The following is a 21,528-nucleotide window of genomic DNA, read 5'->3' on the forward strand; positions in this document are numbered from 1 at the left end:
GGTTAACGGCAAGATTACCATAGGAAACAAAGGTAAGACGCCAAAGGATGCAAACATCCTTTGGCAAGTGAGGGAGTTAGTCGAGCTTAACGCCTAAACGGTGAGCAACCGCTTCGTACGCTTCAATCAGGCCACCCAGGCTCTGACGGAAGCGGTCTTTGTCCATTTTATCCAGGGTTTCTTTATCCCACAGGCGGCTACCGTCCGGTGAAAACTCATCGCCCAGCACCACTTCGCCTTTGAACAGACCAAACTCCAGCTTGAAGTCGACGAGGATCAGGCCCGCGTCATCAAACAATTTTTTCAGCACGTCGTTGGCTTTGTAGGTCAGCTCTTTCATGCGCGCCAGGTTCTCTTTATTCACCCAGCCGAAGGTTTCGCAGTAGGAATCATTGACCATAGGATCGTGCATAGCATCGTTTTTCAGGAACAGGTCGAACAGCGGTGGGTTCAGTTCGATACCTTCTTCAATGCCCAGACGCTTCACCAGGGAGCCCGCTGCACGGTTACGAATAACGCACTCAACCGGAACCATATCCAGTTTTTTCACCAGACATTCCGTATCGGACAGCAACGCTTCCATCTGAGTCGGGATACCCGCTTCGGCCAGCTTGGTCATAATGAAGTGGTTGAACTTGTTGTTCACCATGCCTTTACGATCGAACTGCTCAATGCGTGCGCCATCCCCTGCTGACGTATCATTGCGGAACTCGAGCACCAACAGATCCGGGTTTTCCGTGCTGTATACGGTCTTCGCTTTGCCACGATACAACTCAGCTTGCTTCTGCATCTTCATTACTCCTGGTGTGATGATTTGTGTTCAAAACTGGGGATATTATGCCACGCACACGTTTGCGTAGCACTAAAATAAAAAGGGCTGGATTAACCAGCCCTCGTATTTATTTGCTGAATGCCGCCTGGAAGACAGCGACCAGCGCATCGTTTTGCGACTGGGTCAGCGTGTGACCTTTTGGATCGATAAACTGCAGACTGCTGCGGTTATCAAGGTCGCCTACCTGAATCTTGTAATCACCGGAGGCAAGCTGAGGATCTTTCGCACCCAGCTCCTGCCACGCGCTGTCGGAGAGCGGCTTGTACGTTGCCGTCATGCTGCCGGTTGAACGCGTGCTGTCGGTCACTTTCATGCCCACTTTTTCCAGCGTCGCTGGCAGACGCTGCCAGGTCTGGTTAAACGGTGCACGAACCACCAGCATTGGCAGGCCGGTATCATCCGCACCGCTTTGCACATCGAAGGTCGCGCCGTTGCGGCTCTGCGCGGCATTGGCGGCATCGGTGGCGGTCTTATCCAGGCCCGCGGCAATCACGTTCAGCATTTCGGTACTGTAGCGCTGCAGGGACGCAGCATCCGCAACAGGTTTACCCGCCTGCTCCAGGTTCAACAGCTTAACGTTAACCGCCTGCTGATAACCTTGTGGTTTTACGGAGACTTGATAGCGACCGCGATACTGCTCATCTTCATCCAGACGGTTCCATTCGATCCAGTCGGTGGTTAACGTCTGGCTGGCATCATCGCGTTTATCGATGGTGTAGTTCTTCGACTGAACAACGCTGACAACCTGCGGCCACAGGGTACTACCGCGCGCACTCTCAACCATCAGCGACGCCGTATCACCGGTGAACTGGGTACGCGCCCCGCTCACCAGCGCCAGAGGCTGTGCTGGCGGACGAATATCAAGCGCTTTACCCACCAGGCCACTGCCGTTGGTCACGGGAATATTATAATCGCCGTTCTGAATCGGCAGGATCATACCAGCCGGTGCGTGAAGTTCAGCAAGCGGGGTCGCATCCAGATAGGATTCATCACCGCTCACCTGGCGCTTGTAGCGCGAGTCTGAACTACAGGCAGCGAGCAGCATAACAAGCGAAACACTCGCAACCTTCGCCAGGCGCGACTTCTGTACTGAATAAGCCATCAAATCTCCCTAAACTTTACAGCAAACCGGCATGCTTCAGCGCTGCCTTGACGATGTCACGACCGTGGTCGGTAATCGGTGTCATTGGCAGACGCAGCGTATCGGTTGCTACAAGCCCCAACTCCTTACACGCCCATTTCACTGGGATCGGATTGGGTTCGACAAATAATTTATTGTGCAGCGGCATCAGACGCTGGTTAATGACGCGCGCTTCATCAAAGTGACCGGCAGCGGCCATTTTGCACATTTCAGCCATATCGCGCGCCGCAACGTTTGCCGTTACGGAGATCACGCCATGGCCACCGAGCTGCATAAAGTCCAGCGCGGTCGCATCATCACCACTCAACAGGATAAAGTCATCTGAAACCAGCTCTTTGATCTGATGAACGCGGCTTAAGTTCCCTGTCGCCTCTTTAATACCGATAATATTTTTTACTTCCGAGAGACGACCAACGGTTTCCGGCAGCATATCGCAGCCGGTACGGGACGGCACATTATACAGAATTTGTGGCAAGTCAGTATGTTCAGCGATGGCTTTGAAGTGCTGGAACAAACCTTCCTGGGTAGGACGGTTGTAGTAAGGGGTTACCGTCAGACAGCCTACGATGCCGCTGTCGTTAAAACGTTGGGTCAGACTGATAGCTTCTGCGGTCGCATTAGCCCCTGTCCCCGCGATGACCGGAATACGCCCGTCAGCCAGTTCGAGGGTCAGCATAACCACATCGCCGTGCTCTTCGTGGCTCAGCGTTGCAGATTCACCGGTAGTCCCTACCGAAACGATCGCCGAGGTTCCATTGGCGACATGGTAATCAATCAGCTTCTTCATGCTTGACCGGCAGACATTACCTTTTTCATCCATCGGTGTTACAAGCGCGACAATACTTCCCGTGAACATGAGCCATCCTCTGTGCGAACAAGAGCCTCAATGGTACGTTTGGAACTGTAATAAAAGCAAGCGACCTGAGGCCCTCAGGCGGTTGTATGCATGTTTTTTTTATGCTTTCCTTAGGAAGACTTAACCATGCAAAGGAAGAACAGGTTTGACAACCTCATCACAACATTACCTGGTTATCACTGCGCTGGGTGCCGACAGGCCGGGTATCGTGAACACCATCACCCGTCACGTGAGCAGCTGCGGCTGTAATATCGAAGACAGTCGTCTGGCAATGCTGGGCGAAGAGTTCACGTTTATTATGCTGCTGTCCGGAACATGGAATGCCATAACGCTTATCGAATCGACCCTGCCGCTGAAGGGGGCGGAGCTGGATTTGCTGATCGTGATGAAACGGACGACCGCACGCCCGCGTCCGGCCATGCCCGCTACCGTCTGGGTGCAGGTTGAAGTCCCTGATTCCCCCCATCTGATCGAGCGCTTTACCGCGCTGTTTGACAGCCATCAGATGAACATCGCCGAGCTCGTTTCCCGCACACAACCGGGGGACGAGAGCACGGTTCCCACGCTCTTTATTCAGATTACCGCGCACAGTCCTGCCTCACAGGATGCGTCAAATATCGAGCAAGCGTTCAAAGCCCTCTGTACAGAATTAAACGCGCAGGGCAGTATAAGCGTCGTCAATTATTCGCAGCACGAACAGGATGGAGTTGAGTAATGAATCCACTGAAAGCCGGTGACATCGCACCGAAATTTAGCTTACCGGATCAAGACGGCGAGCAAGTAAATTTGACCGACTTCCAGGGACAGCGTGTTCTGGTCTATTTCTACCCGAAAGCCATGACCCCCGGCTGCACCGTACAGGCCTGCGGCTTACGCGACAACATGGACGAGTTGAAAAAAGTCGGCGTGGAAGTGCTGGGTATCAGCACGGATAAACCGGAAAAGCTGTCACGATTTGCTGAAAAAGAGCTGCTGAACTTCACGCTGCTTTCTGACGAAGATCATCAGGTGTGCGAGCAGTTCGGCATCTGGGGTGAGAAGACGTTTATGGGTAAAACCTACGACGGCATTCACCGCATCAGCTTCCTGATTGACGCTGACGGAAAAGTCGAACACGTGTTTGACGACTTTAAAACCAGCAACCACCACGACGTGGTGTTGAACTGGCTGAAAGAGAACGCCTGATAAACAGCAGAACGGCAACCGAGGTTGCCGTTTTTAGTGTTTCCCCCCTCTCCCCGTGAGAGAGGGCCGGGGTGAGGGCATCAGGCCGCACAAAAACTACTTCTCTTCCACCGCCGGCACATCCGGCCACGCGTGGACCACGGCTTTAATCAGCGTAGCCAGCGGAATAGCAAAGAACACGCCCCAGAACCCCCACAGCCCGCCGAAAATCACCACGGATAAGATAATCACCAGCGGATGCAAATTCACCGCCTCTGAGAACAGCACCGGAACCAGCAGGTTACCGTCGAGCCCCTGAATAATCAGGTACACCGCGAAGCAGCTCCAGAACTCCGTCCCAAGCCCGAACTGGAACAGCGCGACCCCCACAACCGGAATAGTCACCACAAACGCGCCGATATACGGAATCAGGACCGACAGCCCCACCAGCACCGCCAGCAGCAGCGAGTAGTTCAGGCCGAAGATCAGGAAGCCAATCCAGGTGGCTACCCCCACGACAATCATCTCCAGCACCTTGCCGCGAATGTAATTGGTGATCTGCTGGTTCATCTCTTCCCAGACCTGCCCCGCCAGCCCGCGGTTGCGCGGTAAAACGCGCCGCACGGCGTTGAGCATCTGATCCTTATCTTTTACAAGGAAGAAGACCATCAGCGGAACGAGCACGAGGTAGACGGCCAGGGTAAGCAACCCCACCAGCGACGCCAGAGAGTATTTGACCACCGAATCGCCCATCGTCATGATGCGGGCGCGCATATTTTCAGCCATCGCGTCGATGATGCCGGCGTCCATTAACGCGGGATAACGGCGCGGCAGCGTGGCGGCAAAATCAGACAGTTTATTCAGCATGCCGGGCATATCGCGAATAAGGTAGATTCCCTGCTGCCAGGCCACCGGCATCACCACGAATGCCATCAACAGCAGGATGCCGACAAACAGCACCAGCACAATGCTGGTTGCCCAGCGGCGGGAACAGCCGATATGCTCCAGGCGCGCCGTTGGCCATTCCAGCAGGTACGCCAGCACAATCGCCACCAGCAGGGGAGCGAGCAGACCGCTGAAGAAGAACAGAATACCGAACCCGGCAACCAGAATAACCAACAAAGCAATGGCTTCCGGGTCGCTGAACCGACGCCGATACCACTGCATTAACATTTCGAGCATACAACCCTTCCCTGAATCGAATGGCGGGAGTGAGACGGTGAATTGTATCTAACTGTCACCAAAAAGACTTTCGCTTTTTGTATCGCTGACACAATCCGCAAAAGCCTGATGAATGGGATTTTCTTCATGCGGTAACACGGCTACACTCGCAGGGCAGCAGAGATGAACGATAAGCCGGTTCATCGGTCAAATTAGCACATCCAACATACAGGACAGTGGTTATGTTCAGGCAGTTGAGAAAAACACTGGTTGCAACACTGATTGCCGCAGTGACGGTCGGTCAGGTGTTACCCGCTTTTGCTGACTCGTCCGATTCATTGCCGGACATGGGCACTACAGCAGGAAGCACGCTCTCTATTGGGCAAGAGATGCAAATGGGCGATTACTATGTTCGCCAGCTGCGCGGCAGCGCCCCGCTGATTAACGACCCTTTGCTGGTACAGTACATAAACGGGCTGGGGATGCGTCTGGTGGCGCACGCCGACTCGGTAAAAACGCCCTTCCATTTCTACTTAATTAATAATGACGAAATCAACGCTTTCGCCTTCTTTGGCGGTAACGTGGTGCTGCATTCGGCGTTATTCCGTTACTCAGATAACGAAAGCCAGCTGGCCTCGGTGATGGCGCACGAAATTTCGCACGTCACGCAGCGTCACCTGGCGCGTGCGATGGAAGACCAGAAGCGTAACGCCCCGCTCACCTGGGTGGGCGCGCTGGGCTCTATTCTGCTGGCGATGGCCAGCCCGCAGGCCGGGATGGCCGCCTTAACCGGTACGCTGGCCGGTACGCGTCAGGGGATGATCAGCTTTACCCAGCAAAACGAGCAGGAAGCGGACCGCATCGGCATTCAGGTGCTGCAGCGTTCGGGCTTTGACCCACAGGCCATGCCGACCTTCCTCGAAAAGCTGCTCGATCAGGCGCGTTATTCTTCCCGCCCGCCGGAAATTCTGCTCACGCACCCGCTACCGGAAAGCCGCCTGTCGGATGCGCGAAACCGTGCCAACCAGATGCGTCCCGTCGTGGTCCAGTCTTCGCAGGATTTCTACATGGCGAAAGTGAGAACGCTCGGGATGTACAATTCCGGGCGTAACCAGCTCACCAGCGACCTGCTGGATGCCCTGGCGAAAGGCAACGTGCGTGAGAAAAACGCCGCGCAGTATGGTCAGGCGCTACAGGCGATGGAAGCCAGCAAATACGACGAGGCGCGTAAGGCGCTGCAGCCGCTTCTGGCTGCAGACCCGAATAACCCGTGGTATCTCGATCTCTCGACGGATATCGATCTGGGGCAGAAGAAACCTGCCGATGCGATTAACCGCCTGAAAGGCGCGAAAGACGTCCGTACCAACCCGGTGCTGCAGCTTAACCTGGCTAATGCTTACTTACAGGGCGGCCAGCCGGGGGAAGCGGCGACCATTCTGAACCGCTACACCTTTAATAATAAAGACGATCAAAACGGCTGGGACCTGCTCGCACAGGCGGAAGCTCAGTTGGGCAACCGCGATCAGGAGCTGGCAGCGCGTGCCGAAGGCTTTGCCCTGGTGGGGCGCCTCGATCAGGCGATTTCCACGCTCAGCAGCGCCAGCGCGCAGGTTAAACTCGGCAGCCTCCAGCAGGCCCGTTATGACGCGCGAATCGACCAGCTTCGCGGCCTGCAGCAGCGCTTTAAGCCTTACGAGAAGATGTAATAAAGGAGAATTCACGTCATGACAGACGCCGTAAAAATCTATCACAACCCTCGCTGCTCCAAGAGCCGCGACACCCTGAGCCTGCTGAAGTCTAACGGCGTTGAGCCGGAGGTGGTGCTGTATCTCGACACCCCACCCGACGCGCAGACCGTTCGCCAGCTGCTGCACATGCTGGGGATGGGCAGTGCAAGAGAGCTGATGCGCAAGAAAGAAGACCTGTATAAGTCGCTTAATCTGGACGACAGCCGTCTCACCGAGACGGAGCTGGTACAGGCGATGGTTGAAAATCCAAAGCTGATTGAGCGACCGATTGTGGTGGCAAACGGCCAGGCACGCATTGGCCGCCCGCCGGAAGACGTGCTCGAGATCCTCTAATCGTTACGCCGCAGCGCTTCCAGAAAGGCCTGCGGCGTACTCTCCCCCAACTTTTTCTGCGCCTTTCCCCGGTTGTAAAATTCGCAAAGCTTAATCAACAGCTCGCCTGCCGGCTCGCTGCTCAGGCGTGGAATGATGTCGCAAAGCGGCAGAGCAACCTGAATGGCGCGGTATTGCTGCGGGTTCACTTTCGCGGCGGCGCCGCATTCCGGTTGGTTCACCTCCAACCCGAAAGTCTCAACAGATTGAATATCAGCCGGACAGGCTTTCAGCGCGTCGTTTACCCAGCGAGTCAGCAGCGGCGGAGAAATGCCCGCATACAGCCGGGCGTAGCACCAGCCGCTCACGGGTTCACGCGCCCAGAGCAGATGCTGTTCCCCGCCATCGTCCATATGCAGCGACAGAGGCAGATGATGCAGCAGAAGTTTTTGCGGCAAGATGCCCGCCTTCAGCGCCTTTTTCCCCTGCAACGTCGCGCCCTTTTGCTTTGCCGAAGCCGGCTTAAGGTAACGGTTCAGGGTCGCACGGGAGACGGCGATCCCGAGTCCGTCATTGACCATCAGCAGCAGTTCGTCCAGCGGCGCACCCGTGACTTCACGTAAAGCATTCACCAGCGCAACCTGCTCCTGTCTCAGCGCTTTGTGTATCACTTTTGGCGTTGTCTGGTTATCCGTAATCTGCTCGCGGTTGCGCCAGCGCCTGACGGTCGTGACGGAGATCCCGAGTTCAGTCGCCAGATCTCTGTCGCTTTTATCGGACTGCTGGAGATAGCGACGAATGCGTGGCGTGGTGGTGGCATTGGCATGCAGTTTAATTTCCATCGCAACAATTCCGTTAACTAATCATATGAGATTTATATAGCACAGGCGGTTGCTTTGTGACCGATTTCACCTTTCGCTCGCCACGCTTCACTGATAATCCACAGACATAACATAAACCGCACCACTCAATCTTGTACGGAGTTCACAATGAACAATGTTCTGGGATTTCTTGAAGCAAAGCTGATGCCGCTGGCGGCCAAAACGGCACAGCAGCGTCATCTCGGGGCCATTCGCGGCGCCTACGTGTCGTTCATGCCCTTCATCATCGTCGGTTCTATTCTGCTGGTGATCTCCTCGTTCCCGAATCAAACCTATCAGCAGTTTATGTCTCAGGCCTTTGGTGCCAGCTGGAGCGCCATCATCGAAATTCCGTTCAACGCCGTGTTCTCGACCATGTCGCTGTTTATCAGCTTCCTGGTGGCTTTCCGCCTGGCCGAACACTACGGCGAAGACCGCATCTCCTGCGGCATTCTGGCGCTGGTCGCGTTTCTGATCCTGACGCCGTTTATCAAAGTGGCGGAAAACGGCGGGATTACCGTAATGCCGGTAGAGTGGATTGGCAGTAAAGGGCTGTTCGTGGCGATGATTGGCTCGCTGCTATGGACGGAGCTGTTCTGCTGGCTCAAGCGCAAAAATCTGGTCATCAAAATGCCGGACGGCGTGCCGCCGGCGGTGCAGGAGTCTTTTGCGGCGCTTATCCCGGCCCTGCTGGTCATGATTCTGGTGCTGATTATCCGCATCATCTTTGAAAACACCCACTACAACACGATTCATCAGTTTATTTATGAGGTGGTTGCCACACCGGTGCGCCACTACGGCACCTCTTACTTTGGCGCGCTGATGACGGTGTTCAGCATCACCATCCTGTGGTCAGTGGGCATTAACTCTGGCTCGATGATCAACGGCATTATTCGTCCCCTGTGGATGGAAAACCAGACCGATAACATCGCGGCCATTCAGGCAGGCGCCACGCCGCCGCACATTATTACGGAACAGTTTTTTGACATGATCTGGATGGGGGGCGCGGGCGCTACGCTGTCGCTGGTCATTGCAATGCTGATTTTCGCCCGCAGTAAAAACATGCGGGAAGTTGCACGACTGGGCGCTGGGGCATCGGTGTTTAACATCAACGAACCGATTCTGTTTGGCCTGCCCGTGATCATGAACCCGATCATGCTTATCCCCTTCAACCTTGTCCCGCTGGTGCTGGTCACCGTGCAGTATGCCGCCATGAAAATTGGCGCAGTCGCCGTGACCACCGGGGTCTTTATTCCCTGGACGCTGCCGCCGGTGATCAGCGGTTTCATCGTCACCGGACATCTCAGCGGCAGCGTGATGCAGCTTATTAACCTGCTGATTGGCGCCATGCTGTATCTGCCGTTTATGCGCATTGTGGACAAGCAGTACCGCGCGGCGGAAGTGGCTACCGCGACGCAAACCGACACGACACTTGCAAAACAGGAGTAAAGCATGTGGGGAATTATCGCCACCTGGCGAATGGCGCTTGAAGGCGTCACGGAGTCGGCGTCTGCGCTGGCTGCGGGAAAACCGGTCTCTGCGGCAGTGGTTGATGCCGTTGCCGCCGTCGAGGACTTTCCGTTTTACAAATCCGTCGGCTACGGCGGACTGCCCACCGAAAATGGCGAGGTTGAGCTGGACGCCGCCTACATGGACGGCGACACGCTAGCGTTTGGTGCCGTGGGCAATCTGGTGGATATCGCCAACCCGGTACGCGTGGCGCAGGCGCTTAGCCGCCAGCGCTATAACAGCCTGCTGGTCGGCCAGGGCGCGCGCGAATGGGCGCTGAGCCAGGGCTTTGCGGACAAAACCATGCTCACCGACCGCGCCATGCAGCATTACCGCAAGCGCTGCCGGGAGACGCTGGATAAAGGCTTAAGCCCGTACGACGGGCACGATACCGTCGGCATTATCGGCCTCGATAAACAGGGGTCGATGAGCGTCGCCACCTCCACCAGCGGCCTGTTTATGAAAAAACGCGGCCGACTCGGCGATTCGCCGATTATCGGTTCCGGCTTTTACTGCGACAGCGAAACCGGCGCCGCAACCGCCACGGGCGTAGGGGAAGATTTGATGAAGGGCTGTACCAGCTACGAAATTGTTCGCCGCATGGCGCAGGGCATGACGCCGCAGCAGGCGGCGGATTCGGTGGTGTTCGAGCTGGAGGACAGGCTGATGTCGCGCTTTGGCCGCGTGGGCGATCTCTCCGTGGTGTGCATGAATAACAAAGGCGAGTTCGGCGCGGCGACGAACATCAAAACCTTCTCGTTTGTTGTCGCCACCGCCCGCCAGCCGCTTACCGTATTTCGCACCGAGCGCCAGCAGGAGAGAACGCACTATCACGCCGTGGATGACGAATGGATGCAGGACTACGCCGCGCGGATCCGCGCGCCGATTGAGGAACAATGATGATTACCTGTCAATTTATCACCGCGCTGTCAGACGCGAAGCCCAAAAGCCATTTAATCGCCCACGCCTCCTGCAGCCTGTTGCCGGATACGGCGCTTATCGCTGAAATGCGCGACCAGAACGCCATCGCGGACACGCGCTTTGGCTGCGCGCCTTTTACCCGGATCTCTTTGCTGCCCGATACGCTCTGGCAGGACAGCCTGACGGAAGGATTGCTCTCGGCGCTGCGCCCGCTGCTGGCCTCTCCCGTCAGCCCGGATGTGGTCATAGACGTTACCCATATCGATGACGTTGTGCTGGTACAGGTGCTGCGTTTTCTCTTTAACCAGGCGCACAGGCTGAGCGATTTGCAGCTGAAGAAAACCGCCAGCGACGTTCGTCTTGAGCAGATTACCGCGCTCTGCCTGCCGGAACAGCAGGACAAGCTGGAGGCTATCTTCCGCCAGCAGCAGGCTATCGCCAGGGGTATGGTCTGCGCGCGTCGTCTGGCGGATACCCCTTCCGACCGCTGCACGCCGCAGTTTGTGGTCGAAGAGGCGCAAAAACGGTGTGCCCCCTTCCCCGCCCTGCGGTGCGAGGTGCTCAACGAAACAGATATTATTGAGCAAGGCCTGGGGCTCCTTCATGCTGTCGGCAAAGGTGCCTCCTGCCCGCCGCGGCTGCTGGCGATTCACTATGACGGTGTTTCTGACGGCCCGGTGCGCTGCTACGTAGGAAAAGGCATTACCTTTGATACCGGAGGCCTGTGGCTAAAGGAAGGTGCAGGCATGTACACCATGAAATATGACATGTGCGGGGCGGCAAACGTGCTGGGCCTGATGCTCGCGGTCGCAGAGCTTGGCCTTCCCGTTCGCATTATGGGCGTGCTGGCGCTGGCGGAAAACGCCATAGGTCCGGACGCCATGCAGCCCGGCACGGTGGCGAGGGCCTGCAACGGCACTACGGTAGAAATCAATAATACCGATGCCGAAGGCCGGCTGGTGCTGGCGGACGCGATTGCCTGGGCCAGCCAGCGGCATCCGCAGGCGCGCTATATTATTGATATGGCGACGCTAACGGGTGCGGTGGTGAAGGCGCTGGGGTATGAGCTGAGCGGGCTGATGACCCAGGATGAACCGCTGCGTGCGGCGCTGACGCAGGCGGGTAAACGGAGCGGCGATGAGGTGTGGTCCCTGCCGCTGGACGCGCGGCTGAAAAAGCAGACCGACAGCGCCATCGCCGATCTGTGCAACACCCCGACCAACAATGCGGCGATCAGCGCCTCGGCGGCGTGGCTGCTGCATCACTTCTGCCCGCCGACCATTCCGTGGGCGCATCTGGATATCAGCGGAACGGCGCTGTGGCGTGAAAGCGGACGAAGCGTGGCGTCGGGGAGGCCGATTCCGCTGCTGGTGGAGCACCTGATGGACGATCTCTAGCCCGGTGGCGCTACGCTTACCGGGCCTACGAAAACCGCTCGGCCCTTGTAGGCCGGGTAAGGCGCAGCCGCCACCCGGCAAAAAACTCAAAGCTTGAGAATATCTTTCACAAACGGAATGGTCAGCTTGCGCTGGGCGGTAATGGAGGCGCGATCGAGCTGATCGAGCGTATCAAACAGCGTGCGCATTTCCCGGTCCAGACGCTTGAGCAGGAAACGGCCCACGTCCTCCGGCAGCTCAAACCCACGCTGCTTTGCGCGAAGCTGTAACGCCTGAAGCTTATCTTCATCCGACAGCGGCTGGAGCTTATAGATTTGTCCCCAGTCCAGACGAGACGCCAGGTCAGGTAGACCAAGATTAAGCTGGCGCGGCGGACGATCGCCGGTGATCAGCAGCCGGGTTTTGCCCGATTCCAGAATGCGGTTATAGAGGTTGAAGATTGCCATTTCCCACGGTTCATCCCCCGCCACGCATTCGATATTATCGATGCAGACCAGCGAGAGGTGTTCCATTCCCTCCAGCACCTCAGGCACAAACCAGGTACGTTTATCCAGCGGCACATAGCCTACCGCATCACCCCGCGCGGAAAGCTCCGCACAGGCGGCATGCAACAGGTGGCTGCGCCCCGCGCCTTCGCGTGACCAGATATAGATGTATCCGCTGTGATCCTGGCGCAGCACGTTTTGCAGTGCAGCCAGTAAAGAGGGGTTATCACCCGGCCAGAAACTCGCGAAAGTTTCGTCGTCAGGGAGATAGAGTGGCAGAGAGAGCTGTGCCGGTCCGTTCAGAAGTACCTCAACCAGATCTTACATAAAATCGGAACGGAGTTTAACACGGAACCTGCAAGGAGAGAACCGGGCGATCCTTCGCCCGGTTAAACGATCAGTGTGACGCTTTTTCGCTGTCGTCAGCGTCCAGTATCTCTTCTTCCGGGCGGATCACAGAGATCAGCTTGAAGATGAGGCTCAGGCCCACGCCAACGATGGTCGCCAGCGCCATGCCTTTCAGCTCGGCCGCACCGATGTGCACCTTCGCGCCGCTCACGCCGATGATCAGGATAACGGAGGTCAGGATCAGGTTTTGCGCTTTACTGTAATCCACTTTGGATTCAATCAGCACGCGAATACCGGACGCGCCGATCACGCCGTACAGCAGCAGAGAGACGCCGCCCATCACCGGCACCGGAATGATCTGGATAGCGGCCGCCAGCTTACCCACGCAGGAGAGCAGAATAGCAATGATCGCCGCGCCGCCGATAACCCAGGTACTGTAGACGCGGGTAATCGCCATCACGCCGATGTTCTCACCGTAGGTCGTGTTTGGCGTGGAGCCAAAGAACCCGGAGATAATGGTCGAGAAGCCGTTCGCAAACATGGAGCGGTGCAGGCCCGGATCGCGGATTAAATCGCGCTTAACGATGTTCGCCGTCACCACCAGGTGGCCGACGTGCTCCGCAATCACCACCAGCGCCGCAGGCAGAATGGTGAAAATAGCAAACCATTCGAAGCGCGGGGTGTAGAAGGTTGGCAGGGCGAACCAGTGCGCCTGAGCGATGGGAGTGGTATCCACCACGCCCATTGCGAAGGAGAGCGCATAGCCCGCCAGCACGCCAATCAGGATCGGGATAATCGCCATGAAGCCGCGGAACAGTACGGAGCCAAACACCGTTACGCCTAGCGTCACCAGCGAGATGATAATGGTTTTGGTATCCGGTGACTGACCGTCAGCAGGCAGCAGACCGGCCATATTCGCCGCCACGCCCGCCAGCTCCAGACCGATGACCGCAACGATGGCGCCCATCGCGGCAGGCGGGAACATGACGTCCAGCCAGCCGGTACCGGCTTTCTTCACAATGAAGGACACCACGCAGAACAGGACGCCACACATGATAAACCCGCCCAGCGCCACTTCATAACCCAACGGCAGCAGCAGCAGAACCGGCGAGATAAACGCAAAGCTCGATCCCAGATACGCCGGGATTTTGCCTTTACAGATAAAGAGGTACAGCAGCGTACCGATACCGTTGAACAGCAGCACGGTAGCCGGGTTAATGTGAAAAAGGATTGGCACCAGCACGGTTGCGCCAAACATGGCGAACAGGTGCTGCAAACTAAGCGGGATAGTCTGTAAAAGCGGCGGTCTTTCACTCACCCCGATAGCACGGCGCGTCATAGTGTTTTCCTCTGAGTAGTATTGTTGTTGGTGTTTTATTCAAAAAAAAGCCGACTATCAAAGTCGGCTTATTTATCGTTATTCGATTATTTCGTACCAAAGATCTTATCGCCGGCATCGCCCAGCCCCGGGATGATGTACCCGTGCTCGTTCAGCCCCTGATCGATAGATGCGGTATACAGCTCAACGTCCGGGTGCGCTTTTTCCAGCGCCGCGATCCCTTCCGGTGCCGCAACCAGTACCAGCACCTTAATGCTGCTGCAGCCCGCTTTTTTCAGCAGGTCGATGGTAGCAATCATTGAACCGCCGGTCGCCAGCATCGGGTCAACCACCAGCGCCATACGCTCGTCGATGTTAGACACCAGCTTCTGGAAGTAAGGAACCGGCTCCAGCGTCTCTTCATTACGGTAGATCCCGACCACGCTGATACGCGCGCTTGGCACGTGCTCCAGCACGCCTTCCATCATGCCGAGACCGGCACGCAGGATTGGCACAACGGTAATTTTCTTCCCTTTGATCTGCTCAACCTGCACCGGGCCGTTCCAGCCCTCGATGGTGACTTTTTCTGTTTCCAGATCGGAGGTTGCTTCGTAGGTCAGCAGGCTGCCGACTTCAGAGGCCAGTTCGCGAAAACGCTTCGTGCTGATGTCATGCTCACGCATCAGGCCCAACTTGTGTTTAACGAGTGGGTGTTTCACTTCCACAATCTTCATTCTCTTTCTCCTCTGAGGTGGCATCCGCAAAAAAATCGCGGGATTATACCGCTTTTTACGGATTAGGCCATACCCATCTTGCTTGACAGCGATCAAGCAAAGATAAAAAAACCGGAGGTATATCTCCGGCTTGAGTGCGAGGTTCTGCCCGGTGGCGCTACGCTTACGCGGGCCTACGGAAAGTGTAGGTCGGGTAAGCGTTAGCGCCACCCGACAATTACAGGTTATCGCCGTTGCTCGCAATCACCTGCTTATACCAGTCGAACGACTTCTTCTTGCTGCGGTTCAGCGTGCCGTTTCCTTCATTATCTTTATCGACAAAGATAAAGCCGTAGCGCTTTTTCATTTCGCCCGTGCCGGCAGAAACGAGGTCGATACAGCCCCACGGGGTATACCCCATCAGGTCTACGCCATCTTCCACCACCGCTTTTTTCATCTCGCGGATGTGTGCGGCCAGGTAGTCAATGCGGTACTGGTCGTCCACCGTGCCGTCGCTCTCCTGCACGTCGATAGCGCCAAAGCCGTTCTCAACGATGAACAGCGGCAGCTGGTAGTGATCCCAGAACCAGTTCAGGGAGTAGCGCAGCCCTACCGGGTCAATCTGCCAGCCCCAGTCGGATTTCTGCACGTACGGGTTAGAGACCAGGCTCTTGCTCTCGTCGTAGTCAAGCTGCGGATTCTCTGCCGTCGCTTTGGTGGCGAAAGACATGTAATAGCTGAAGCCGATGTAGTCCACGCAGCCCTGCGTCAGCGCCGCTTTATCTTCTTCGGTAATATCCAGCGCGAAGCCGCGACGCTCAAAGTAGTTGAGCAGATGCTGCGGGTACTTGCCGCGCACGTGAACGTCGGTAAACCAGTAACGACGGTGCATGGCATTCATCGCCATCATCATATCGTCCGGCGCGCAGGTCAGCGGATAGATAGGGCACATGGCAATCATGCAGCCGATCTGCAGCGACGGGTTAATCTCGCGCCCCGCCTTCACCGCCAGGGCGCTCGCCACCAGCTCATAGTGCGCGGCCTGGAACATCACCGGCTCGCGGTCTTCGCCCGGCTCATACTTCAGCCCGGAATTGGTGAACGGCGCAAAGTCTTCGTGGAAGTTGGCCTGGTTGTTAATCTCGTTGAAGGTCATCCAGTACTTCACTTTATGCTGGAAGCGCTGGAAAACGACGTGTGCGAAGCGAACGAAGAAGTCGATCAGCTTGCGGTTGCGCCATCCACCGTACTCCGTGACCAGATGGAAAGGCATTTCGAAGTGAGAGAGCGTGATAACCGGCTCGATGCCGTATTTCAGGCATTCGTCGAACAGATCGTCATAGAACTTCAGGCCCGCCTCGTTAGGCTCCCGCTCGTCCCCTTTAGGGAAAATACGCGTCCAGGCAATAGAGGTACGGAAGCATTTGAACCCCATCTCGGCAAAGAGTCTGATGTCTTCCTTATAGCGATGGTAGAAATCAATGGCTTCGTGGTTCGGGTAGTTTTTCCCTGGCAGCACGCCGTTGGTGATTTCACGCGGTACGCCGTGCGCGCCGGCGGTCATGACGTCGGCGACGCTCACCCCTTTACCGCCCTCTTTCCAGCCGCCTTCCAGTTGATGCGCGGCAACCGCGCCGCCCCACAGAAAACCTGCTTTAAATCCTGACATACTCTTTCCCTCATTCGATGTTGCGGATTGCTGACGGATACTGCTGTCTGAAGTGGTAAACCGCGCCAATTAACCCGGCGCGGTTGCCGTGGCTGACAACATCGGCGATATCCGCGATGCCAAACCACGCGAGATGGGTGCGGAGCAAATCCATAAACCCGGGCCGCTCCGCAATTCCGCCGCCAATGAAAATGGTCTGCGGATCGAAAACATTCGCCAGGTTGTAGAGACCCGTCGCAATGCCGTTAAGAAAATCATCCACCAGGCGGCGGCACGCGGCGTCGCCTGCGTCATAACCGTCAAAAATGGCTTCGCCGGTCACGTCATCCAGCGCCAGCCCGTGACAATCGGCATAACGCTTACGCAGGGTGCGTAACGTGCAGTTTTCATTCATGGAGTGGCGGGCAACGCGTCTTGAGTCCGCCCTTTCCGTGAGCATGTAGCCGAACTCTCCGGCGCGAAAACGCGCCCCGTGAACCAGTTTGCCGTTGCAGAAAATCGCCCCGCCGATCCCGGTACCGATGGTCAGCACCAGAAAGTTGTCGATATCCGTCGCCTTGCCCTGCCAGCGCTCCGCCAGCAGCACGCAGTTAGCGTCATTCTCGACAGTGACCGGTAACCCCGCCTGCGCCTCAAGCCAGGCTTTCATCGCAAACTGGTCGAAGCGGCGAATTGCCCCGCCCATCTCGATAAACCCGGTATGCGGATTCACATACCCCGGCGCGCTAACGGCGATCCCCGCAAGCCCGGGATGGGCCGCTACCCAGTTCAGCATCTGCGAAAGGATAGCCTCGCCGTCGCTGTTCTTAATGGCGGCTTTATCCCTCTGCAGCAGCGCTCCCTGCCCTGTCGCGATACCCATTTTTAATGCGGTGCCACCAATATCAAATGCGGCGATGTTCATGCCTTCATCCCTCCTGAATGAAACTGAAACCGGTTTCAGTTTATGATGTTCATTCCGCTAACCGCTTGCAAGCAGATCGCCGAAACCGGTTTCATTTTCGTGAACGGAGTCAAGTTTGCGCGCCGTCCGGGACGCAACAGAAAAAAAAATCCTCTCGCCGAGAATAGGCTCGCAAACGTTTGCCTGGACTGTTAGAATTGCGCCGATTTTTCTTACTAGCTATGCAATCGCGTGGGGACTTGAGCCGTGACCAACAAAACTTCTCTCAGCTACAAAGATGCCGGTGTTGATATTGACGCAGGTAATGCGCTGGTTGACCGAATCAAAGGTGTGGTGAAAAAAACCCGCCGCCCGGAAGTGATGGGTGGTCTGGGTGGATTCGGCGCACTGTGCGCGCTGCCGCAAAAATATCGTGAACCTGTTCTGGTCTCGGGTACTGACGGTGTAGGCACAAAGCTGCGCCTGGCGATGGATTTAAAACGTCACGACACGATCGGTATCGATCTGGTCGCGATGTGCGTAAACGACCTGGTGGTTCAGGGTGCAGAGCCGCTGTTCTTCCTCGATTATTACGCGACCGGCAAACTGGACGTGGATACCGCAGCCAGCGTGATTAGCGGCATCGCCGAAGGCTGCCTGCAGTCAGGCTGTGCGCTGGTCGGCGGTGAAACCGCGGAAATGCCGGGCATGTATCACGGCGAAGATTATGACGTCGCAGGCTTCTGCGTCGGCGTGGTAGAAAAATCAGAAATTATCGACGGCAGCAAAGTGGCCGATGGCGATGTGCTGATCGCCCTGGCCTCCAGCGGCCCGCACTCTAACGGCTACTCTCTGGTGCGTAAAATCCTTGAGGTGAGCGGCTGCGACCCACTGACCAGCGAGCTTGAAGGTAAACCGCTGGCCGACCATCTGCTGGCGCCGACCCGCATCTACGTGAAAAACGTGCTTGAGCTTATCGAGAACGTCGACGTTCACGCTATCGCTCACCTGACCGGCGGCGGCTTCTGGGAAAACATCCCGCGCGTGCTGCCGGATAACACCCAGGCGGTGATCGACGAATCGTCATGGCAGTGGCCGGCCGTCTTCAACTGGCTGCAGACCGCAGGCAACGTGAGCTCTCACGAAATGTATCGCACCTTTAACTGCGGCGTGGGTATGGTTATCGCCCTGCCGGCAAGCGAAGCGGACAAAGCGGTTAAGCTGCTGACAGAGAAAGGTGAAAACGCGTGGAAAATCGGTACGATTAAAGCTTCCGATTCCGAACAGCGTGTGGTCATTGAATGAAAAACATCGTGGTGCTCATTTCCGGCAACGGAAGCAATTTGCAGGCGATAATTGACGCCTGCAAACAGAAGAAAATCAACGGCACCATTCGGGCAGTATTCAGCAACAAGGCCGATGCGTTCGGCCTTGAGCGCGCCCGGGAAGCGAATATTCCCGCGCACGCGCTGGAAGCCAGCCAGTTTGCCGGTCGCGAAGCCTTTGACCGCGAGCTGGTTCAGGAGATTGATGCCTACGCCCCTGACGTCGTGGTGCTGGCGGGGTATATGCGTATTCTGAGCCCGGCTTTTGTCGCGCATTACGCCGGCCGTCTGCTGAATATTCACCCTTCGCTTCTGCCGAAATATCCCGGCCTGCACACCCATCGTCAGGTTCTGGAAAACGGCGATGAAGAGCATGGCACCTCCGTGCATTTCGTTACCGACGAGCTGGACGGCGGTCCGGTGATCCTGCAGGCGAAAGTCCCGGTCTTTGACGGCGACAGCGAAGAAGACGTGACCGAACGCGTGCAGAGCCAGGAGCATGCCATTTATCCGCTGGTGGTCAGCTGGTTTGTTGACGGACGTCTGGCGATGCGCGACGGCGCAGCATGGCTGGATGGCGTTAAGTTACCCCCGCAGGGTTATGCGGCGGAAGAGTAGTTGGTTATGTCGGGTAGTGCTGCTGCGCTTACCCGACCTTAACATTGCATTACCCGATATCCCCTTCTCCAACCTTCTAAAATCCCCAACAAAAAAAATAACTGTCATACTTTTCTGGCACTGTTGGACATATCGTGGAAATGCTCGCCATAATAAGGACGAGACGGATTTACCACGTCCTGTGATTGAACTGGAGTGTGAGCTGTAATGGGTCAGGAAAAGTTATATATCGAGAAAGAGCTAAGCTGGTTAGCATTCAACGAACGTGTACTCCAGGAAGCGGCTGACAAAAGTAACCCGCTGATCGAGCGCATGCGTTTTTTGGGCATTTATTCCAACAACCTGGATGAGTTCTATAAGGTTCGCTTTGCCGAGCTGAAAAGACGCATCATCATTAGCGAAGAACAGGGCTTAAACTCTCACTCGCGTCATCTGCTGGGCAAAATCCAGTCCCGCGTGCTGAAAGCCGATCAGGAATTTGACGGCCTGTATAACGAACTCCTGCTGGAAATGGCGCGTAATCAAATTTTCCTGATTAACGAACGCCAGCTTTCCGTTAACCAGCAAAACTGGCTGCGCCACTACTTCAAACACTATCTGCGCCAGCACATTACCCCGATTCTGATCAACCGCGAAACCGATCTGGTGCAGTTCCTGAAAGATGACTACACCTACCTGGCGGTGGAGATCATTCGCGGTGAGTCTATCCGTTACGCGCTGCTGGAGATACCGTCCGACAAGGTGCCACGCTTTGTGAACCTGCCGCCGGAAACCCCACGCAGACGCAAGCCAATGATCCTGCTGGATAACATCCTGCGCTACTGCCTGGACGACATCTTTAAAGGCTTCTTCGATTACGACGCGCTAAACGCCTACTCGATGAAGATGACCCGTGACGCCGAATATGACCTGGTGCACGAGATGGAAGCCAGCCTGATGGAGCTGATGTCCTCCAGCCTCAAACAGCGTCTGACGGCCGAGCCGGTGCGCTTTGTTTATCAGCGCGATATGCCGGACGCCATGGTGGAAATGCTGCGCGAGAAGCTGACCATTTCGCGCTATGACTCCATCGTGCCGGGTGGCCGCTACCACAACTTTAAAGACTTTATTGGCTTCCCGAACGTCGGCAAAGCCAATCTGGTCAACAAGCCGCTGCCGCGCCTGCGCCATCTGTGGTTTGATAAATTCCGCAACGGGTTCGACGCCATTCGCGAACGCGATGTCCTGCTCTACTATCCGTACCACACGTTCGAGCACGTGCTGGAACTGCTGCGTCAGGCCTCTTTCGACCCGAGCGTCCTGGCGATCAAAATCAACATCTACCGCGTGGCAAAAGATTCCCGCATCATCGATGCGATGATCCATGCGGCGCACAACGCCAAAAAAGTCACCGTGGTGGTTGAGCTGCAGGCGCGCTTCGACGAAGAGGCGAACATTCACTGGGCGCGCCGTCTGACGGAAGCGGGCGTTCACGTTATCTTCTCCGCGCCGGGGCTGAAAATTCACGCCAAGCTGTTCCTGATCTCCCGTAAAGAGGGCGATGATGTCGTGCGTTATGCCCACATCGGTACCGGGAACTTTAACGAGAAAACCGCGCGAATTTATACCGACTACTCGCTGCTGACCGCCGATGCCCGCATCACGAACGAGGTGCGTCGCGTATTTAACTTTATTGAGAACCCGTACCGGCCGGTGAGCTTCGATTATCTGCTGGTGTCGCCGCAGAACTCGCGCCGCCTGCTGTACGATATGATCGATAAAGAGATCGCCAATGCCCAGAAAGGGCTGTCGTCCGGCATCACGCTGAAGCTCAACAACCTGGTCGACAAAGGGCTGGTGGACAGGCTGTACGCGGCGTCCAGCTCCGGCGTGCCGGTTAACCTGCTGATCCGCGGCATGTGCTCCCTGATCCCGGAACTGGAAGGCATCAGCGACAATATTCGCGTGATCAGCATTGTTGACCGTTACCTGGAACACGATCGGGTCTATATTTTTGATAATGCGGGTGATAAACAGGTCTATCTCTCTTCAGCAGACTGGATGACGCGCAATATTGACTACCGAATTGAAGTCGCGGCACCGCTGCTGGATCCGCGTCTGAAGCAGCAGATCCTCGACATCATCGAGATTCTGTTCAGCGATACCGTGAAAGCACGCTATATCGACAAAGAACTCAGTAACCGCTACGTACCGCGCGGCAACCGTCGTAAAGTGCGGTCGCAACTGGCGATTTACGACTATATCAAATCACTCGAGCAACCCGATTAA

20 protein-coding genes are annotated in these 21,528 nt (G+C 56.3%); 10 read left to right on the forward strand and 10 right to left on the reverse strand.

The window, feature by feature from the left end; genetic code table 11:
- Positions 1-76 precede the first annotated feature (76 nt).
- The 3 genes from purC to dapA all read right to left on the reverse strand — a co-directional run bounded on the left by purC (position 77) and on the right by dapA (position 2,829).
- Entirely contained in the window at positions 77-790 is a 714-nt protein-coding gene (gene purC / locus M2433_RS12475) for a phosphoribosylaminoimidazolesuccinocarboxamide synthase (RefSeq protein ID WP_008501631.1), read from the reverse strand.
- A gap of 109 nt (positions 791-899) precedes the next feature.
- Positions 900-1,934, reverse strand: coding sequence for an outer membrane protein assembly factor BamC (gene bamC / locus M2433_RS12480; protein WP_429054032.1), 1,035 nt, complete (start codon positions 1,932-1,934; stop codon positions 900-902).
- 16 nt (positions 1,935-1,950) lie between these two features.
- Positions 1,951-2,829, reverse strand: coding sequence for a 4-hydroxy-tetrahydrodipicolinate synthase (dapA, locus tag M2433_RS12485; protein WP_047346710.1), 879 nt, complete (start codon positions 2,827-2,829; stop codon positions 1,951-1,953).
- A 145-nt stretch (positions 2,830-2,974) separates the two neighbouring features.
- On the opposite strand from dapA, the gene M2433_RS12490 reads away from it, so the two are divergent.
- Together M2433_RS12490 and bcp are read left to right on the forward strand one after the other, a co-directional pair.
- Complete coding sequence (locus M2433_RS12490) at positions 2,975-3,544, forward strand: glycine cleavage system transcriptional repressor (RefSeq protein WP_028014022.1); 570 nt, start codon at positions 2,975-2,977, stop codon at positions 3,542-3,544.
- A complete protein-coding gene (bcp, locus tag M2433_RS12495; protein WP_429054030.1) occupies positions 3,544-4,014 on the forward strand; it encodes a thioredoxin-dependent thiol peroxidase in 471 nt (156 codons plus the stop codon). Before M2433_RS12490 ends, bcp begins: the two co-directional genes overlap by 1 nt.
- 96 nt (positions 4,015-4,110) lie before the next feature.
- On the opposite strand, the gene M2433_RS12500 is transcribed toward bcp, so the two are convergent.
- On the reverse strand, positions 4,111-5,175 hold the full coding sequence (locus M2433_RS12500) for an AI-2E family transporter (protein ID WP_047346712.1): 1,065 nt from the start codon (positions 5,173-5,175) through the stop codon (positions 4,111-4,113).
- Between the two features lie 221 nt (positions 5,176-5,396).
- On the opposite strand from M2433_RS12500, the gene bepA reads away from it, so the two are divergent.
- Together bepA and arsC are read left to right on the forward strand one after the other, a co-directional pair.
- Positions 5,397-6,860: a beta-barrel assembly-enhancing protease gene (gene bepA, locus M2433_RS12505; RefSeq protein ID WP_429054028.1), complete on the forward strand. Its 1,464-nt coding sequence runs from the start codon at positions 5,397-5,399 to the stop codon at positions 6,858-6,860.
- 18 nt (positions 6,861-6,878) lie between these two features.
- Positions 6,879-7,235 carry an arsenate reductase (glutaredoxin) gene (gene arsC, locus M2433_RS12510; protein WP_429054026.1) on the forward strand — a complete coding sequence of 119 codons (357 nt, stop codon included), beginning with the start codon at positions 6,879-6,881 and terminating at the stop codon, positions 7,233-7,235.
- On the opposite strand, the gene M2433_RS12515 is transcribed toward arsC, so the two are convergent.
- A complete protein-coding gene (locus M2433_RS12515) occupies positions 7,232-8,056 on the reverse strand; it encodes an XRE family transcriptional regulator (protein WP_429054024.1) in 825 nt (274 codons plus the stop codon). The genes arsC and M2433_RS12515 overlap by 4 nt on opposite strands.
- Before the next feature lie 147 nt (positions 8,057-8,203).
- Between M2433_RS12515 and celB the strand changes: the two genes are divergently transcribed.
- From celB to M2433_RS12530, 3 genes are read left to right on the forward strand one after another with little or no spacing between them, the layout of a single operon-like run.
- Positions 8,204-9,523 carry a PTS cellobiose transporter subunit IIC gene (celB, locus tag M2433_RS12520; protein WP_429054022.1) on the forward strand — a complete coding sequence of 440 codons (1,320 nt, stop codon included), beginning with the start codon at positions 8,204-8,206 and terminating at the stop codon, positions 9,521-9,523.
- 3 nt (positions 9,524-9,526) lie between these two features.
- The gene (locus tag M2433_RS12525) at positions 9,527-10,483 is read left to right on the forward strand and encodes a N(4)-(beta-N-acetylglucosaminyl)-L-asparaginase (protein WP_429054020.1); all 957 of its coding nucleotides are present in this window, start codon (positions 9,527-9,529) and stop codon (positions 10,481-10,483) included.
- Entirely contained in the window at positions 10,483-11,901 is a 1,419-nt protein-coding gene (locus tag M2433_RS12530; RefSeq protein ID WP_429054018.1) for a leucyl aminopeptidase family protein, read from the forward strand. The genes M2433_RS12525 and M2433_RS12530 overlap by 1 nt, the downstream gene beginning before the upstream one ends.
- An 86-nt stretch (positions 11,902-11,987) precedes the next feature.
- Here M2433_RS12530 and M2433_RS12535 read toward each other — a convergent pair whose 3' ends face one another.
- The 5 genes from M2433_RS12535 to bglK all read right to left on the reverse strand — a co-directional run bounded on the left by M2433_RS12535 (position 11,988) and on the right by bglK (position 17,338).
- Positions 11,988-12,689, reverse strand: a complete 702-nt coding sequence (locus tag M2433_RS12535; protein WP_211438414.1) for a DnaA inactivator Hda — start codon at positions 12,687-12,689, stop codon at positions 11,988-11,990.
- Positions 12,690-12,783: 94 nt separating this feature from the next.
- Positions 12,784-14,073: a uracil permease gene (gene uraA, locus M2433_RS12540; protein WP_047346718.1), complete on the reverse strand. Its 1,290-nt coding sequence runs from the start codon at positions 14,071-14,073 to the stop codon at positions 12,784-12,786.
- Positions 14,074-14,159: 86 nt separating this feature from the next.
- Positions 14,160-14,786, reverse strand: coding sequence for a uracil phosphoribosyltransferase (upp, locus tag M2433_RS12545; protein ID WP_008501641.1), 627 nt, complete (start codon positions 14,784-14,786; stop codon positions 14,160-14,162).
- Between the two features lie 217 nt (positions 14,787-15,003).
- Positions 15,004-16,434, reverse strand: coding sequence for a 6-phospho-beta-glucosidase (locus M2433_RS12550; protein ID WP_429054015.1), 1,431 nt, complete (start codon positions 16,432-16,434; stop codon positions 15,004-15,006).
- Positions 16,435-16,444: 10 nt separating this feature from the next.
- Positions 16,445-17,338: a beta-glucoside kinase BglK gene (bglK, locus tag M2433_RS12555; RefSeq protein ID WP_429054013.1), complete on the reverse strand. Its 894-nt coding sequence runs from the start codon at positions 17,336-17,338 to the stop codon at positions 16,445-16,447.
- A 246-nt stretch (positions 17,339-17,584) separates the two neighbouring features.
- On the opposite strand from bglK, the gene purM reads away from it, so the two are divergent.
- The 3 genes from purM to ppk1 all read left to right on the forward strand — a co-directional run bounded on the left by purM (position 17,585) and on the right by ppk1 (position 21,528).
- Positions 17,585-18,622 carry a phosphoribosylformylglycinamidine cyclo-ligase gene (gene purM, locus M2433_RS12560; protein ID WP_429054012.1) on the forward strand — a complete coding sequence of 346 codons (1,038 nt, stop codon included), beginning with the start codon at positions 17,585-17,587 and terminating at the stop codon, positions 18,620-18,622.
- Positions 18,619-19,260: a phosphoribosylglycinamide formyltransferase gene (gene purN, locus M2433_RS12565; protein ID WP_429054010.1), complete on the forward strand. Its 642-nt coding sequence runs from the start codon at positions 18,619-18,621 to the stop codon at positions 19,258-19,260. Before purM ends, purN begins: the two co-directional genes overlap by 4 nt.
- 207 nt (positions 19,261-19,467) lie before the next feature.
- A complete protein-coding gene (ppk1, locus tag M2433_RS12570) occupies positions 19,468-21,528 on the forward strand; it encodes a polyphosphate kinase 1 (RefSeq protein WP_045325961.1) in 2,061 nt (686 codons plus the stop codon).

It is taken from the genome of Enterobacter sp. AC1, from assembly GCF_050434705.1.
Lineage (GTDB): Bacteria > Pseudomonadota > Gammaproteobacteria > Enterobacterales > Enterobacteriaceae > Enterobacter > Enterobacter cloacae_L.

Coding starts and splice junctions, on each gene's coding strand:
- purC (WP_008501631.1), bottom strand. CDS start 790: ATGCAGAAGCAAGCTGAGTTGTATCGTGGCAAAGCGAAGACCGTATAC.
- bamC (WP_429054032.1), bottom strand. CDS start 1,934: ATGGCTTATTCAGTACAGAAGTCGCGCCTGGCGAAGGTTGCGAGTGTT.
- dapA (WP_047346710.1), bottom strand. CDS start 2,829: ATGTTCACGGGAAGTATTGTCGCGCTTGTAACACCGATGGATGAAAAA.
- bcp (WP_429054030.1), top strand. CDS start 3,544: ATGAATCCACTGAAAGCCGGTGACATCGCACCGAAATTTAGCTTACCG.
- M2433_RS12500 (WP_047346712.1), bottom strand. CDS start 5,175: ATGCTCGAAATGTTAATGCAGTGGTATCGGCGTCGGTTCAGCGACCCG.
- bepA (WP_429054028.1), top strand. CDS start 5,397: ATGTTCAGGCAGTTGAGAAAAACACTGGTTGCAACACTGATTGCCGCA.
- arsC (WP_429054026.1), top strand. CDS start 6,879: ATGACAGACGCCGTAAAAATCTATCACAACCCTCGCTGCTCCAAGAGC.
- M2433_RS12515 (WP_429054024.1), bottom strand. CDS start 8,056: ATGGAAATTAAACTGCATGCCAATGCCACCACCACGCCACGCATTCGT.
- celB (WP_429054022.1), top strand. CDS start 8,204: ATGAACAATGTTCTGGGATTTCTTGAAGCAAAGCTGATGCCGCTGGCG.
- M2433_RS12525 (WP_429054020.1), top strand. CDS start 9,527: ATGTGGGGAATTATCGCCACCTGGCGAATGGCGCTTGAAGGCGTCACG.
- M2433_RS12530 (WP_429054018.1), top strand. CDS start 10,483: ATGATTACCTGTCAATTTATCACCGCGCTGTCAGACGCGAAGCCCAAA.
- uraA (WP_047346718.1), bottom strand. CDS start 14,073: ATGACGCGCCGTGCTATCGGGGTGAGTGAAAGACCGCCGCTTTTACAG.
- upp (WP_008501641.1), bottom strand. CDS start 14,786: ATGAAGATTGTGGAAGTGAAACACCCACTCGTTAAACACAAGTTGGGC.
- M2433_RS12550 (WP_429054015.1), bottom strand. CDS start 16,434: ATGTCAGGATTTAAAGCAGGTTTTCTGTGGGGCGGCGCGGTTGCCGCG.
- bglK (WP_429054013.1), bottom strand. CDS start 17,338: ATGAACATCGCCGCATTTGATATTGGTGGCACCGCATTAAAAATGGGT.
- purN (WP_429054010.1), top strand. CDS start 18,619: ATGAAAAACATCGTGGTGCTCATTTCCGGCAACGGAAGCAATTTGCAG.
- ppk1 (WP_045325961.1), top strand. CDS start 19,468: ATGGGTCAGGAAAAGTTATATATCGAGAAAGAGCTAAGCTGGTTAGCA.